Origin of the sequence: Psychrobacillus sp. FSL K6-1267 (genome assembly GCF_038003265.1) — a bacterium.
Classification (GTDB): domain Bacteria; phylum Bacillota; class Bacilli; order Bacillales_A; family Planococcaceae; genus Psychrobacillus; species Psychrobacillus faecigallinarum.
Genome location: NZ_JBBOOR010000001.1, coordinates 679,750 through 695,423, shown reverse-complemented (window position 1 = coordinate 695,423; position 15,674 = coordinate 679,750). Strand labels below are relative to the sequence as shown.

18 protein-coding genes and 1 riboswitch are annotated in these 15,674 nt (G+C 38.6%); of the genes, 1 reads left to right on the top strand and 17 read right to left on the bottom strand.

All coding sequences use genetic code 11. The features are described from left to right. Positions 1-316: 316 nt before the first annotated feature. A complete protein-coding gene (locus MHB55_RS03560; RefSeq protein ID WP_144539738.1) occupies positions 317-2,371 on the bottom strand; it encodes an EAL domain-containing protein in 2,055 nt (684 codons plus the stop codon). Positions 2,372-3,025: 654 nt separating this feature from the next. Between MHB55_RS03560 and MHB55_RS03555 the strand changes: the two genes are divergently transcribed. Next, positions 3,026-3,400, top strand: a complete 375-nt coding sequence (locus MHB55_RS03555) for an enoyl-CoA hydratase (RefSeq protein WP_340862611.1) — start codon at positions 3,026-3,028, stop codon at positions 3,398-3,400. A 174-nt stretch (positions 3,401-3,574) separates the two neighbouring features. Here MHB55_RS03555 and MHB55_RS03550 read toward each other — a convergent pair whose 3' ends face one another. From MHB55_RS03550 to MHB55_RS03475, 16 genes are all read right to left on the bottom strand, one after another. Then, a complete protein-coding gene (locus MHB55_RS03550; RefSeq protein ID WP_340862610.1) occupies positions 3,575-4,237 on the bottom strand; it encodes a hypothetical protein in 663 nt (220 codons plus the stop codon). After that, positions 4,230-4,712 (bottom strand): ECF transporter S component, encoded by a 483-nt coding sequence (locus MHB55_RS03545; protein ID WP_340862609.1) that lies wholly within the window; start codon positions 4,710-4,712, stop codon positions 4,230-4,232. Before MHB55_RS03545 ends, MHB55_RS03550 begins: the two co-directional genes overlap by 8 nt. A gap of 5 nt (positions 4,713-4,717) precedes the next feature. Further along, positions 4,718-5,308 (bottom strand): cob(I)yrinic acid a,c-diamide adenosyltransferase, encoded by a 591-nt coding sequence (locus MHB55_RS03540; RefSeq protein ID WP_144539743.1) that lies wholly within the window; start codon positions 5,306-5,308, stop codon positions 4,718-4,720. Between the two features lie 5 nt (positions 5,309-5,313). After that, positions 5,314-5,694: a bifunctional adenosylcobinamide kinase/adenosylcobinamide-phosphate guanylyltransferase gene (locus MHB55_RS03535; RefSeq protein WP_144539745.1), complete on the bottom strand. Its 381-nt coding sequence runs from the start codon at positions 5,692-5,694 to the stop codon at positions 5,314-5,316. Continuing rightward, positions 5,646-6,245: a histidine phosphatase family protein gene (locus MHB55_RS03530; protein ID WP_144539747.1), complete on the bottom strand. Its 600-nt coding sequence runs from the start codon at positions 6,243-6,245 to the stop codon at positions 5,646-5,648. Before MHB55_RS03530 ends, MHB55_RS03535 begins: the two co-directional genes overlap by 49 nt. After that, the gene (gene cobS / locus MHB55_RS03525) at positions 6,215-6,964 is read right to left on the bottom strand and encodes an adenosylcobinamide-GDP ribazoletransferase (RefSeq protein ID WP_144539749.1); all 750 of its coding nucleotides are present in this window, start codon (positions 6,962-6,964) and stop codon (positions 6,215-6,217) included. The genes MHB55_RS03530 and cobS overlap by 31 nt, the downstream gene beginning before the upstream one ends. Positions 6,965-6,973: 9 nt before the next feature. Next, positions 6,974-7,504, bottom strand: a complete 531-nt coding sequence (locus MHB55_RS03520; RefSeq protein ID WP_340862608.1) for a bifunctional adenosylcobinamide kinase/adenosylcobinamide-phosphate guanylyltransferase — start codon at positions 7,502-7,504, stop codon at positions 6,974-6,976. Then, positions 7,477-8,553, bottom strand: coding sequence for a pyridoxal phosphate-dependent aminotransferase (locus MHB55_RS03515; RefSeq protein ID WP_340862607.1), 1,077 nt, complete (start codon positions 8,551-8,553; stop codon positions 7,477-7,479). Before MHB55_RS03515 ends, MHB55_RS03520 begins: the two co-directional genes overlap by 28 nt. Beyond that, positions 8,540-9,496 carry an adenosylcobinamide-phosphate synthase CbiB gene (gene cbiB, locus MHB55_RS03510; RefSeq protein WP_340862606.1) on the bottom strand — a complete coding sequence of 319 codons (957 nt, stop codon included), beginning with the start codon at positions 9,494-9,496 and terminating at the stop codon, positions 8,540-8,542. The genes MHB55_RS03515 and cbiB overlap by 14 nt, the downstream gene beginning before the upstream one ends. Before the next feature lies 1 nt (position 9,497). Beyond that, entirely contained in the window at positions 9,498-10,967 is a 1,470-nt protein-coding gene (locus MHB55_RS03505) for an adenosylcobinamide amidohydrolase (RefSeq protein WP_340862605.1), read from the bottom strand. Position 10,968: 1 nt separating this feature from the next. Then, the gene (locus tag MHB55_RS03500) at positions 10,969-11,952 is read right to left on the bottom strand and encodes a FecCD family ABC transporter permease (RefSeq protein WP_186318228.1); all 984 of its coding nucleotides are present in this window, start codon (positions 11,950-11,952) and stop codon (positions 10,969-10,971) included. A gap of 4 nt (positions 11,953-11,956) precedes the next feature. Next, a complete protein-coding gene (locus tag MHB55_RS03495; protein ID WP_340862604.1) occupies positions 11,957-12,910 on the bottom strand; it encodes an ABC transporter substrate-binding protein in 954 nt (317 codons plus the stop codon). A 117-nt stretch (positions 12,911-13,027) separates the two neighbouring features. Then, positions 13,028-13,169, bottom strand: a riboswitch (cobalamin riboswitch). 156 nt (positions 13,170-13,325) lie between these two features. Then, positions 13,326-14,006 carry a DUF1963 domain-containing protein gene (locus MHB55_RS03490; RefSeq protein ID WP_340862603.1) on the bottom strand — a complete coding sequence of 227 codons (681 nt, stop codon included), beginning with the start codon at positions 14,004-14,006 and terminating at the stop codon, positions 13,326-13,328. Positions 14,007-14,036: 30 nt separating this feature from the next. After that, positions 14,037-14,666 carry an immunity protein Imm33 domain-containing protein gene (locus MHB55_RS03485; protein WP_340862602.1) on the bottom strand — a complete coding sequence of 210 codons (630 nt, stop codon included), beginning with the start codon at positions 14,664-14,666 and terminating at the stop codon, positions 14,037-14,039. A 152-nt stretch (positions 14,667-14,818) separates the two neighbouring features. Next, on the bottom strand, positions 14,819-15,040 hold the full coding sequence (locus tag MHB55_RS03480; RefSeq protein WP_144539767.1) for a helix-turn-helix domain-containing protein: 222 nt from the start codon (positions 15,038-15,040) through the stop codon (positions 14,819-14,821). A 9-nt stretch (positions 15,041-15,049) separates the two neighbouring features. Then, entirely contained in the window at positions 15,050-15,532 is a 483-nt protein-coding gene (locus MHB55_RS03475) for a DUF2975 domain-containing protein (RefSeq protein WP_340862601.1), read from the bottom strand. Positions 15,533-15,674 lie beyond the last annotated feature (142 nt).

The window sequence follows — 15,674 nt, the reverse complement described above, 5'->3', positions numbered from 1 at the left end:
AAAGTGAAACCTTGGACTAAGTATGGTTGATTTGCGCTTTAGTCGGACGCTTTCCGTGGGGGAGCGATAAGCCATCATCGTCGCTTGCGCGTCGTTTGTAATGGCTTATCTTTCCCCATCCTCACACGGAGTCGCCGACTGCCGCTGCAATCAACTTTTGTTCCAATATTCATGTATGAATGAAAATTATCCTTTGTATAATTTAAATTAATTCAATTCTGATCAATTAGAAGGCATTCTAGTTATAGGATTTGAGACATTGCTTAGTCACTATTTTTTTCATTTGGAAAAAGCATCGAGTAGGAATCGATGCTTTCTAGGCTAATGCTTTAGTTGTCGCTAAATGAACTTGATTCCACAAAACTATTTCCTCGCTCGTTTGTGGCTTAGAAAAATAATATCCCTGCACGACGGGCATGATGCAGGCATTTTTTAAGAACTCTATTTGTTCCTTCGTTTCTACTCCTTCAAATACAATGGTCAATTTTAGGGATTGACCAAGCCCAATCATTGCTTCCATGATGGAAGAGTCCTTTTCAGATGCTGGAATTTCATCTATAAAGGATTTGTCTATCTTTAATGTAGAAATAGGCATCTTTTTTAAATAGGACAAAGATGAAACTCCTGTACCAAAATCATCTAAGGCTACTGATAGCCCTTCCTTTCGAAAAGCTATGACCGCTTGTATTGCTTTGTCTATATTTCTGACAAAGCTTGTTTCGGTTATTTCTAACTCTAACTGGGAGGCTGACACCTTATAATGCTGCATATTGTCTTTCAACACATGGAGAAGCTTCGGTGATGTTACATATTCTCCAGGAATATTAATAGAGATTTGCTCAAAAGAAATGCCATTCTCCCTCCAGTTTGCAATCTGCCTACAGACTTGCTCAATAATCCAGTCCGTAACTCCCACCATTCGATTATGCGTTTCAAGTATAGGGATAAATACTGCAGGAGATAGAAGCCCATGTGTTGGGTGGTTCCATCTGAGCAAAGTTTCAAGACCTTCTACCTGATTCCCCCTGAGAGAAACCTTCGGCTGATAGACTAAAAATAATTCACCATCTTTAATGGCACGACTAATATCATCTACTAACTCCCGTTCAAAAGTGCGGGTGTGAATGGATGGATCATAGAAAATTACCTCGTTTACGAAATTTGTAGAGGAATGGTCGATAACTGCTAGAACGTTAGCGTATAAAGCAACTGCCTCCGTTTTATTGTTGGCCTCTGCAACGGCACAAACTGAAGAAAGATAAATCTTTTCACCATCAATCAAAAGAGGCTTTTGCAAATAATCGGCAATTCTCTGCATTGCTTCTTTTACTTGCGAATTGTCTTTAACGTCCTTCATCAAAAAAGCAAAGCGGTTCTCCTCCATTCTATATAGTTCAGATGAAGCTGGAGCCAGTGATTTAAACTTTTCTGCTAATCGCTTGATAACTTCATCTACAATTTGATAGCTATATTCTTTATTTAGCTCCTCCAAGCCATTCAAATGCCAGATGCTCAAATACTCTGGAAACAGATGTTTCTGAAGATCCTGTTCAAATGAACGTCGGTTTGGCAGCTTCGTATAGGAATCAAAAAAATTCGTGCGGTATTCCACATAACGGTCAATTTGCCCCGATAAAAAAAGCATACCGAGCAAAAATGCCATCCCAACAGTGACTATAATAACTAAGCCTCCAATATTCTCCATCTCGTGTGCAAGTGTATGTATTGGGAAATCCTTTGGCATATAAAAAGTGATAGCTGACATCCCTGTATAGTGCATGCTAGAAACAGCCAATCCCATAATCACTGCAGTACACAATTGAATCCAACGATTTTTCATATAGAGCTGCAGACTTGAAAATATATAGACTGCTATCATTGAGACTGCTACTGCGATCCCTATAGAAACTGCAAACAGTAAACGATCATAAGTATAAAAGATGTCCATTTCCATTGCATACATTCCCATATAGTGCATGGTGGAAATCCCTGTACCCATTGAGATTCCAGCTAAGACGTACATCCAAAATCCTCTTTTAGAAAGGCTCGAAAGATAAAAAGCTAAAAAGGAAGCTATCATAGCTGGTACTATAGATAAAACCGTTAGCGGTACATTGTATTTCATATGGACTGGTAAGGAAAATGCACTCATTCCGACAAAATGCATAGACCAAATTCCAAATCCCATAGCAATTGATGCAAATAACAACCAAATATATCGATGAAAGAAACCATTCCTTTGAGCTCTTCCATTCATCGCCAAAGCCGAATAAGAAGCAATAACAGCGATTAAAACGGATAATAAAACAATAGAAGCTGCATAGTCACCTTGAATGACGACCATATCACCTTCCACATAATTACGAAACATTAGTTTATCTCCTTTATACTTCTTAATAGAAAAGCGCAAGCGCCTATATCTGCCCTGACAAGCAAATGAGAAAAAGCGAGGAGGCAGTTCTTCAGCCACCGGAGCTTTAACTCATTTGACCTCGAGGGGCAAGGCGCTGGAGCTAGACAGATAGAAAAGCGCAAGCGCCTATATCTGCCCTGACAAGCAAATGAGAAAAAGCGAGGAGGCAGTCCCTCAGCCACCGGAGCTTTTATCCATTTGACCTCGAGGGGCAAGGCGCTGGAGCTAGAATTTACTTTCTTGAATATGAACAAAAAGTGTACCTAATCACCCTCCTTTTATCGGCAGAGAGTCTTATAGATTAACTTTTTTCAACGCTCCCCTATATTTTTTTCGCGGTGTTTAGCATTAGAATGTTTTTTCCCCCTTTTTAAAAAAATTAAATTTAGCATTTTTATTACACATGAGGAAAAAGAGAAAAATCCGATTACTAGCGAAGAAGTCGTATCGGACGGGTCTCAATTACATCATTGTTTGAATTTCGTAGTTTAGATAGTCGGTGAAGTAAAATAATAATTAAGAATTATATTTTTAATAGCTATAACGGTAGAATTTAAATTGGTTTATATTGGAATTAATTGATAAGGAAAAATTTTTTTAAAGGAGGATAATATGTCATTAAGAGTTGGAGAAATAATTAGATTTGAAAGAACTTTTACATTAGAAGATGTGGAATTATTTACAAAGGTTTCAGGTGATGAGGGGATTCATCATATGAAACCAGATGAACAAGGAAGAGTAGTGGTTCAAGGGTTAATGACTGCTACATTACCAACAAAAGTAGGTGGTGATAACAATGTGCTAGCTCGGAACATGAATTTTGAGTTTTTAAAACCTGTATATACTGGCGACACAATAATTTGTGAGGTAATTATTGAAAAATTCGAAAAGCAGGAAAATAGAACGTCCATTGTTGCATCCTTTATATGCTACAATCAAAATGACATTCTAGTGATTAGAGGCAATTTTTCAGGAGTGATACTATAATATTTATAGCTTAATTTCTCTTTTCAAAACGAGAATTTAAGCTTTTTTATTTGATGTCTTTAGTAACTGAGGCATCAAATAAAAAAGAAGCAGTCCATTTCAATTATGAAATAGACTGCAAAAGAAATTTTATTCATGAAAACGGAATTTGTTTTTCAATAGATTGCAAGTCTTCTATTTAATGACTTGAAAGTGTTTTCCAAAATGTAATTTAGCTTCCTGTTCTCTCGTCGGACTAATACCTAAAAGAACAGTCGTTGCTGGACCAGCTGAAATATTTAAATTCCATCCATCTAGATAGCCCTCGATTCCTAACCGGTTACATTCTCCTGCGATACCTGTAGAGCCAACTGGCCAAACTGCATGAACCATTCCTGACTTCATTGCTTCCCAGATTTTCTTTAAGTCTGCGATAGCTTGTATTTCTTTTATTACTTCTTCTCCAACACATGGTTTTCCGTAGGCATACCACTGAAAATCATGAAATTTTTCTAGTTGTTTTTCACCAATCATGGATAGGGCCATGGCAGATTGCAAAGTTTCCATATTCGTTTCGCTGCTCCCCGTTATTATGGGGCATTCCTCAGCAATCTCATCAAATAATTGTTTAATCCCTTTTATATATTTGCTCCAGCTTTCGTTTCCAGAAAAGTTATGTACGATAATCGTTTGTGGAAATGCTTTAGCTGCCCATTGCTCCAAAATGGTTACTCTAGCTGCAAAGTAAGCAACTACTTCATCCGCTATATGCACTACATCTTTTTCCTTTTCTCCTATTGCTGCCGAGTTATCAGTTGTAAGCACCAGCCCATTAGGCAATAAAATTGCGTTACGCATGTGTCTTTACTCGTTCCATTACTTTTTCAACAACAGGTGAAACGATCATGGCAATGGAAGCATTTAATATGGTCGCCAATGTGATGCCTGGTAATGCGCCAATGAAGAATGCAGGTGAAATAATCCAATAGAATGGTAAAGTGGCCAGTACACTATTTGCAACGATAAAGAAAACCCATTTCCAAAAGTGATATCCCTTTTGATGGAGTTTTGTAAAGACAAATAGGATAATAAACATCTCTAGAGCTATGATGATATGTAGTGGCCCGAATGGGAAACCTGCTGACAAGGAAGAGGCAATATGACCTACTAGAGAGGCAGCACCAGCGTATACGGGAGGTAAGAATAGAGATGAAATAAGTGCAGGCACTGTGTCTAGTGCCGCACTCCCAATTCCTACAGGAATTTTTATTAAAGCCCCTATAGCTGATAGAGCTGCAAACATTGCAGCAAGTGTTAATAATCGAAGTTTCATCTAAATTATTCCCCTTCTTTTTTCTCACTACCTACGTTTTTAAACACTTTTGCACTTCTTACGTATTCCACATCACTTACATTTTCTCGAACATTTGCTACTCGTGCTGCTGCAAATAAATAGTCAGATAGACGATTTAAGTAGCGTTGAACAACAGAAGGCACATCCACTTCTGTCTTAGACAAAGTGACTGTTAATCGTTCCGCACGACGAGTGATGGTGCGAGCAATATGGAGTGTTGCTGCAGCAGGAGTTCCTCCTGGAAGGATGAATCTCTCTAATACTGGTCCTTCCTCTACAAGTACATCAATTCGTTTTTCCATTGCCTCTATTGCCTCGTCAGTCATTTTATAAATACGACGATTGGATACATTTGCTAAATCTCCTCCACAGTCAAATAGCTCATGCTGAATCGTTTCCAAATCCTCTAAAATGTCCTTGAATTTAACTGAATCTAGCTCTGTCACCGCTTTTCCGATGAAGGAGTTTAACTCGTCTATCGTTCCATACGCCTCTACACGAATATCGTCTTTATCTGTTCTGCCACCTATTAAACCTGTTTGCCCCTTGTCACCTGTTTTTGTATAAATTTTCAATATGATCATCTCCCTTTTATAGTTTGTGGTATACCATACCAAATACGTGTGACACTTTCTGCGACTGCAAAAAGCTGCTGATAGAATCTCCCTACATCATCCCTTAGCTTTCGCATACTGGCTTCCATCGGAACAATGCCTCTTCCTATTTCAGTAGCAACAACATAAATCTCTTTTTCATCGTCCCATTGCTTCAACTGGGAAAACCACTTGTTTAACTGATCTTCTTGAATATTTTCAAATCCTGTTACTGCCAACACTTCTATATTAGGCAAAATTGTTGGGATCCCCTCTTCTGCATTTATCCATTGAACATTTTGACCAGCTAGCTGCTTCTCTACAAAAGCTCTTTTTCCATTAAATGCTCCACCGAAAATGATATGCAATGTTTTCCCTCCATTACTTCTTGTTTATCCTTCCAATGCAATGTATAAGCGCTTCCGTGTGGCACTTCCCATTCCCAAAAGCTTTTGGAGCTATTAACAAATTTACTCAGCAAAGCTCGAATTGGCCCACCATGTGTAATAATGATTACAGGATTAGATTGAGAAATTCCTTCATAAAATCCTTCTATCACCCGAGATTCTAGTTGCTGTAGCGATTCCCCTTCAGGAGGTGCATTACGATAAAAATCCTCTAGCCAGGTCTGGTACTTTTCATTGTCCTTTAATTCCTTGTACGTCTTTTTCTCCCAAATACCAAAGGAACATTCTCTAAGCTTTGCACTTCCTATATAAGAAATATCATCAAATAGCATTTCAGCGGTCTGTCGGCATCGAAGTAAATCGCTGCCAAGCACTTGCTTAGCTTCCCCTAACCTATTAACTGCCTTAAGACCAGACATAATGGGTTCGTCTGTCCAGCCAATATATTTTTTGTGGACATTTCCCTGTGTTGGAAAATGCCTTACGAGAGTAACAGTAAAAGCGTTATCCATAGTATGACCTCCGTAAGCTCTAAGCTGGCTCCGAGTAAATCACCTGTGATTCCCCCGAAATTTTTTAATGACCAACTGCGATATATGCAAATGAATAGAATTAACACACTTAAAAGAGTCATCGCAATCAGCCAATATGTCATTAGCCCAATCAGACAAATGGCTATAAACAAAAAACTCGTTGTCAGAGGTATAATTGTTTGAACGTGTAGCTTTTGTTTAAAAAAATGGGCAAGGCCGCTCTCTTTAGCATTTTCCGTAATTCCAAATAGAATCACAAGAACCACTCTTGATAAAAAAGGAATAATGATAATAAATAGGAAGTGAAAGCTTTCAGCAGACAATACCTCAGATATAATGATTATTTTGCCTAAAATCAATAAAACAGTCGCCATTACACCGAAAGCCCCAACCCGAGGGTCGTCTAAAATTTCCATTCGCTTTGCTTGTTCTCTATAGGAAAAGTAAGCATCTGAAGTATCGATGAACCCATCCATATGGAGTCCACCTGACAACAGGATTCCTAGACTTACAACAGCAAATGCGGTCATTAACGAGCTCCAATCAAAGTAGATGGGCAAACAAGCAATTGATCCAATGACTGCTCCTATCCAAGGAAAGAAACTATACATTCCCGTTATATGTCTCTTTTCCATCGGAAGACTTTTTTGAATTGGGACTACGGTAAAAAATTGAAATGCTAGTAGCAAGCTATTCATTACTCCACCTCATTTCCATTGATGACCTAACCCATATTCCATTTCATATGCTTCATCAGCATTTATAACTAACCTTTGGTGAATCCGACCAATCCATTGCTGATATCGAACCACGCTTTCATAGATAGAAAGATGCTCATCTAGTACTTCATTTGAAACAATCACCATCACCTTAACCTTTTCTAGCAAACGGTCAATTGTTTCAAATAGCCGCTTCTCTACCTGTTCCATATTACTCACATACAGTTCGTTCGCTAACCAAGTCGTGACACAGTCCCAAAGAATTCCGTCATCCTGCTTTATAACTGCCGTTAGTTGCTCAAAATGTCTCGATTGCTCGATTGTAACCCATTCCACCGGATAACTAGCTCGGTCTCTTTGGTGATACTCAATTCTTTGCTCCATTTCTTTGTCTGTTGCTACACCGGAAGCAACGTAGACGTTACGTAGTGCCTGCTCATTCATCAGATATTGCTCCGCAAAGCTGCTTTTTCCGCTCCGCACTCCACCTGTTATGAAGACGAGTTTTCCTCGAACCATGAGGTCATCTCCTTTTTTAATTGCTCCATTTGTTCTTCTTTCTTCATACCCACTCGAAACCAATCACCGTCTAGACCCTTAAAGTTTTCGGTATGGCGGAGCACATAGCCTCGAGCTAGTAAATGTTCAAAGAATATCTTCGACTGCAATGGATTAGGTAGCTGGAAGCATAGAAAGTTTGTATTAGATGGTAGAACTCTACAATCTAGCTCACCTAAAAATTGTTGAAAATCCTCTCTCGCCTTTATTGCGAAGTCAACTGTTCTCTGTCTATACTTTGTCTCCATGAAGCACTGGGCTCCAATTGTAGTCGCTAATGCATTGCTATTCCAGTGAGGCAGCATTGAGCGAAGACTATTTATAATTTCCTTATTAGCAATTGCATAGCCTAACCGCAGTCCAGGAATTGCATACATTTTAGTCATCGAACGGACGACAATTACATTTTTAAGGTTGTTTAAATATGGGATAAAGGATTCCTTTTCGTCTATAAAATCTAAAAAAGCCTCATCCAAAACCAAATCACAGTTATACATTTTAGCATGATTCGCTATCTGTATAATCTCTTCTAATGGAATCAGGTAGCCAGTAGGATTATTCGGTCGGCATATATAAATAACATCAGCCTTCTCAAGCTCACTAAGAACCTCCTCTATCGGAAGCTTACCGATAGCTATAATCTCCTTAATGGATGTTTGATATGGTGCTAGCGTAGCCTCATATTCAGAGAACGTTGGATGGATAATCAATGCTTTTTTCTGCTGATACCGGATAGCTATGGTTGCAAAAATTTCTGCTGCACCATTTCCAATAAGTATTTGTTCAGAGCCTACACTGTGATAATTTGCAGCTGCAGTCAGGAAGGGCTCGCCCTGCGGATGAGGATACTTAGTTATTAGGTCTCTATATGATACCCACTGCTCCTTAACAAAATCTGGAGGACCTAGAGGGTTCACATTTTCACTATAATCTATCACTGTCTCAGGCATAGACATGTTCAAGCGCTGATATAATTGTTGAGCATTTGCTCCGTGACTAGGTAACAACAAGTATTAAACCTCCTATCACTGTCATCCCAAACCAAAAAAGAAGGACAGCTGTGTGTAAATGTGAAATGGCTCCTAATATATGTCTGGCACTTAGTGAGACCTCTTTGCTTCCCATTAATGCACGATTAGAAACTATCCCTTTATATGTATTTCTTCCGCCAAGCTGTATACCTAGCTGATAAGCAGTGGCAGCTTCTAAATAGCCGCTATTGGGGCTTGGATGTTTCTTTGCATCTATCAACCAGCGAGTCATTCGATGCTTAAAGGGAAGACTAGTTTCTTTCCTTCCACCAAGCATAATTGCCAACCCAGTTAGACGACTTGGAATATAGTTTGCAATGTCGTCTAGCTTGGCAGCAACATAGCCAAAATCTTTAAATATTTCGTTTTTATAGCCTACCATAGAATCTAATGTATTAATTGCTTTATAAGCCCATAACCCAGGAGCCCCAAATAAAAAGGCAAAAAACAATGGGGCGGTTACTCCATCACTTATATTCTCGGAGACTGTTTCTACCACCCCTCTTGTTATTTCCCCCTCTCCTAGATCTTCAGTGTCTCTTCCAACAATCCAGGAAAGCTTTAAACGAGCAGTGTCTAAATCTCCCTCTATCAAAGGCTTGTGGACCTCCATCGCTGCAACCTTCAAGCTTTTTTGAGCTAGCCCAGAGGCTATCAAAATACTCTCCACAGCAATACCAAGGACAATATGAACTGAGTACGCAGTGAACACTAATACTAGAGCAATACTGAATGATAACCCTACTATTATTAGGACTAAAAGTAATCCCTTTACTTTCCTATAACTTCCTTTGTTTAATCGCTTAGTTAATTTTGAGATAAGCGTTCCAATCCACCGAACTGGATGTGGCCAATTTGGTGGATCTCCAATTAATCGATCTAGCAGAAGACCAATTGTTACCGCTAACATATGAGATGCCATCTTACACCCATCCCTTTGCCTTTTTGTATATCTGAATAGCTTCAACGGTACATTCAAAGACTCCTTGCCCAATCTTTTTACCAATCTCAGTTATAGGACCTGCATACTCTATATAGGTCCCTTTTTGTGTCGCAGCTATTAATACACTATCTGTCGATGTACCAGTGGCAAGAGTACCCGTCCGAGGATCCATGACTTGTTCATGTGCCATTGCCTTCGTTTTAGCTTCCGTAGCAGTGATGACAGACTGGATAAAAGCCTCCTCCGCAAGCTCTCCATTAATAATAACCCATGTATTGATGGTACCTATGGCGGGGAACATTTCTACTTCGTGAGCTCGCGAAACATCGACTGCATTTCCAACCCCCGCGGTAACCATTACCACAAGACTCCCTAAAGGTGTTACATACTCTTTTATCACAGCGTCTGTAGTCCTGACTGCAGTCATCATGCCTACAGTATCCGCCTCCGATAAACCTCGAGCAGCAAGATAATTTAACATTTCCTCCTGCACATTATCACAGTGATACTGTGCATCTACTCTTCTATTCACGAAGTTTCTATACCAGCCACTTCCCGCGTTAATGACTGCAGAAGACCAAGTTTTTAATTGATTTTCTGCCTGAAAGAGGACATATTCTCCAGTTACTTTAAAGTTGAATGAAGTAATTAGTTGATTGTCTTGTTTTTCATTTACGTCTGGTAAAATAGTTATTTGCGGTTTAGGGCGCTCTGGATGGGGACTAGTACTAACCCTAGCCTCATAAACATTTTCCACTAAACTTTTTTTCACTACCTCTTGGGGCTCCCCGATTACTTTAATGCGCCCCTGGTCCATTAGTAAAAGTCTGTCACAGTATAGCGATGCAAGATTAATATCATGAAAAATACTAATAATTGTAATGTCATTCTCAATTGCTTGTGTTTTGATTGTATCTAACAGCTGCTTTTGATGAGCGATATCCAAGTGATTCGTCGGTTCATCTAACAACAGTATGGGAGCCTGCTGAGCTAATGCCTGGGCTACAAATACTCTCTGTTGCTCTCCACCAGACAAAAGCTCTAGTAAATGCTTATCGTACTTATCGACGGCAGTCAGTCTCATTGCTTCCTTTATAGCGAATTCATCTTCTGAAGACCATGTAGAAAACCACCCTGATTGATGAGGATAACGACCAAGTGCAACTGTTTCTCGAACGGTATGTGAGAAAGCCTGATTGTGCAGCTGTGGAAGCACAGCCAACTTTTTCGCTAGCTCCTTCGAGGCAAAGGACTTTAACAGCTTACCTTCGATTAGTACCTCTCCAGATGATGGTGTGAGTATGCCACTCATTAGTTTAAGGAGAGTAGATTTTCCACTCCCATTTGGTCCTAATATTCCTAGCATTTCTCCTTTTGATACTTGAAAGGAAACGTCCTCCACTACTAGCTTTTGATCGTAGCCACCAGAAATATTTTTTACTTCTAGCAAGTTAAGCGCCTCCTTTTTTACGTTGTCTAAAGAAGATAAAAGCAAAAACAGGTGCCCCTATAAACGCAGTAATTACCCCTATTGGAAGCTCTGTTGGAGAAATAATCGTACGGGATACAAGATCACAAATGATCAATAAAGAAGCTCCATTTATAAAGCTCAAAGGAAGCACGTGCCGGTTATCGGAGCCAAATAAAAGTCTAGTCATATGTGGCACTACCAATCCAACAAAACCAATGGTTCCAGACACTGATACGGCTGTGCCTGTAAGCATTGACCCACCAATTAATATCATCATTTTACGCTTCTTTACATCCACACCTAGATGCTGTGCTCGTTCTTCTCCAAAGAGCATGGCATTTAGCTCCCTACGATTTAACCATAGTAATAGTGAACCGATTACCATGAATGGCAATGCCATCTGAACATAGCTCCAGCCCCTCATAGATACACTGCCTAACAGCCAACCAATAATTTGCCGTAGCTCTTCACCTGTCAGAGCAATCATTAAGGAAATGACTGAACCAAGAAATGAGCTAAATATAATACCTGTTAAAATAATCGTTTCCATTTTCATCGCGCGATCTACTAGCCTTGCGAAGGAAATAACGATGAGCATTGTAACTAATGCCCCTACCATACTGAAAACAGGCAAGGTGAACATTCCTAAGAAAGGTACCGAAATTCCAAAAAAGAGTGTAGCCACTGCACCAACAGATGCTCCGGACGACACTCCCAGTGTATAAGGGTCGGCTAGTGGGTTTTTAAGCAAGCTTTGAAAGGCCGCTCCCGCTATTGCCAGGGATGCTCCGACTAATCCTGCGAGTATAACCCGCGGCATGCGAATCTTCCATACTATATTAGTTGCAATCGCATCTGTTCCTGTATCCCATAAAGTACTGATCGGCACCTTTACAGATCCGACCGATACACCTAGCCAAATGGCTACAGCCAACGTAGCCAGTGACAGAATGTAACCGATCATTGATTTACTCACTAAATGCCTCCGGATAGATAGCCTTCGCCACTTCCTCTAAACCTTCTACTAAACGTGGACCTTGGCGACTTGTGGTATCCTCATCCACTTGTACTACTGCATTATTTTTAATAGCTGTCACTGTATCGAAACCATCACGTTGCTTGACCTTTTCAACAATGCCATCCACGTAATCATACGTGATTAACATAACATCAGGATTACGACTTACAATTTCTTCTGGGCTGACTTGGAACCAGCCCTCTTGGTCAGCCATGATATTTTCTGCGTTGACCATCGTTAGAATTTCTTGCATAAATGTATTATTACCAGGAGTATAGATCTCAGGCACATCTGAGGTTTCTACAAAAACTGTTTTCTTTGTTTCTACTTTTGAAACTTTTTCTTGAATTTCGTCAACCTTTGCCTTCATATCCTTTATAATGGCCTGTGCTTCCTCATTTTTGCCTGTTGCACGACCAATCTGCTCGATGGATGTATAGGTTAAGTTAAAATCCTTTGCATCCTGTACTACATAAACCTTTACACCAGAATCTCGTAGCTGTTGTAACCCAGCGTCAGCCATTCCTACTACGGACTCATGAGCGAAGACAATATCCGGATTCAAAGAGATAATTTTTTCAATGTTATACTCCATGCCACCAATTTTTTCTTTTTCTAAGGCTTCCTCTGGATAGCTCTCGTAATCATTAACGCCGACAATTTCCTCATCAAGCCCTAATGCAAATAGAATTTCCGTATTACTTGGAATCATGGAAATAATGGTCTTCGGAGCTTCCTCTAATGTGATTTCTTGGCCTACAGCATCCGTCAATGTAAGCGGAAATGCAGTTTCTGAATTTCCAATTTCTGAACTATCTTCTTTTTCTGATGGAAGTGTCTCTTGCTCATTACATCCAACTAACACAAGCAAGGTCATTCCTATAATTAACCAAAACTTTTTCATCCTTCATTCCTCCTAAAATCAATAAAAAATCTCCCATCCTAGGATGAGAGATAGATAGGTATAAATCTGCCACAAAATACCGATAGCTGACCTACACCAGACCTATCCGCGTAGGTAATGGGTATGCACGTAAGGGCAGGTTTTCTGGCTTATGATGCATATGCATCACTAACAGTGGCGGGACCGCGCTGGACTTTAACCAGCTTCCCTTTTAACTCTAGCAATCCGTAACTAGAGCACCTTTACGCAAAAAATATTCCATTGCTGCTTTGCATTTATTATACCTTATAATTAAATGTTGTCGAGATGGAGACTAGAAGAGAAATTCGAGAAATAAATTAATATCAAGCAATTTTCCGAGTTTAGCGAAACATTAATTCCTTAACCTTGTAATCTATGAGTAATCACTGGACTATTAATAAAAATCGCAGTACACAATCCAATCTTGTTTATCTTGATTGTAGAAAAAATAAAAACTGCCACTATCTACTATATTGAATTGCGCCTTGGCATCAGAGCTTATCTGAAAGACAAACGGATAATCTTCACCATATGAGACTCCGCTCTGTGTATAGGATGGATATCCACCAACCTTGTGCATGGGATAAATATTTTCGACGATATCGTCGTAATACTCTATATCACTCTCCAATTCAAGACGTAAAATTTCATCTTGAATTTCTGGTTCTATATCTCCTGAATCCCATGCTGGGGTATCGTTCTCAACTAATATTGGTTTTAATGGAAAAGACTTCATTCTTGAAGATTGTTCATTTATCTTTTGTATTTCATTAATATTAGTAAAACAATTTATCTTAAAAAAAGAAGCTAAATTATCTTCAATTAAATGATTATATACATTAAAATCCATATAAACAGTGATTAACTGAATGTTTTTTAGCTCCTTCGGTACATAAGGTAAATTCTTTAGAAATATAGTACATATTGGTTCAAACTGAGGAGATTTATTTTCTCCGCTACCCCACATAACATTTCCTATCCAGCTCTCTCCCAATTCTTCCGTCGGCCGAGATCCTCCTGTTTCAAAAATCGTAGCTCGTTTAAATAGTGATTGTTTTAATTGAGTAATATTCAACGCAATTACCTCCTAAATCTATGTCCAAGCTTATTCACTTAAGTAGGACTCCCAATCATAATCATTTATTTTGTAGAATGCGCCATTGTCATTTCTCTCATATGCACAGAGGGGTAAATCTTCAATAAAAGCTAAAATAGAGTCATCAATATTTAAAATTACCCCTATAGATATATATTGCAGATTTTCATGATTATTTAAAAATTCATCATCTTCATAACCACTTAATACAGACCAACCAGAGTCTTGCTCATCCCTTGGCTCGTCTCTTAACATAAAATTAAATTCATCTCTCTCCAAAACATCTTTGCTCACAATTATTTTTGTGTCAAAATAGTAATCCCATTTGGATGAATACGGATCATTATACTCCGTGTCACAAATATGTTCTGTCCGAAATGATACTTCTTGTCCTCTTTTTAACTCACTTAGATTAAATGGATCATTCGTAAGAATTCCCTTAAAGTTCTCCATATCCCTATGAGTAATTTCAACCCACATTTTTTCTCCCGCATACCCGTCTGTTCTTGTCTCGATTTCAAAGATTAGTTTGACCATATCTCCTATATTTAAATTACCTATCACTTCTTTGCTAGGAATATAAAAAGTATAGGGTGCATCCTTATTTCTTTTATAGGCACTATCTATATACCATGGCACTTCGCTTCCTCCTTGCATCGTTATAAGCCTATTCTAACTTGAATATAAAAAAGAGGGCATTAATCCATTGATTAAAGCCCTCCAATGAGTTAGTTCCTAATTTATTACTTCGCGTTTTCAAAAATAATTCCTTCTTATTGAGGGAACTTTACTCATTCGTGAGCTTCTTCATCTCTTTTGTATTCTAAAAGATCCCCAGGCTGGCATTCTAAAGCCTTACAAATTGATTCTAATGTAGAAAGCCTAATTGCTTTAGCTTTACCATTTTTTAATATAGAAAGGTTAGCCATTGTTATTCCAACCCTCTCTGAAAGTTCTGTTACGCTCATTTTTCTTTTAGCCAACATCACATCGATATTAATAATAATCGCCATATTTTCACCTCAGACCGTTAAATCGTTTTCAGATTTTATATGAATAGCTTCTTGTAAAAGTTTTTGGAGAACGGCTGAAAAAACGACAATTACCATAGAGGCAAAAATCATGATAAGCCCGATTACTATAACTCCTGGAGCGTCATCCTTATCTGCCACAAGAAAAAATAGTGGCATGCCTAATACATATAAAGAGCTAATTGCCAGTGCACAGTATTTAATATTCTTTAACGCTCTTACAGATATTTCCGAGAAAGCATTACCCATATCAATATAACTTAAAAGTTTAAAAGCTTGGTACAAAGCAAAGTAAAAAGGTATAGCCGTTGCATACAAATCGATAAAAACGAGATATTTGAGATATGGAATGTCAGGGTATAATTCTTCTGCAAAATTTGCTATTTCAGGTACCAAAAAGATACACAAAGCCAGAACGGGAATTCCCATAACAATAATTGCCATCTTTAAAAATAATGTTGTTCCTTTTTTCATAAAAGCACCTCACTTAAATATAATTCAATATAATTATATTATAAGATTTATCGTTTTAGAATAAATAAATATTGTTTTTTAAAGTATTTTTATTGATAAATGAAAATGTGGTGACGTGCAGACATCATTCGGAACATCTTGG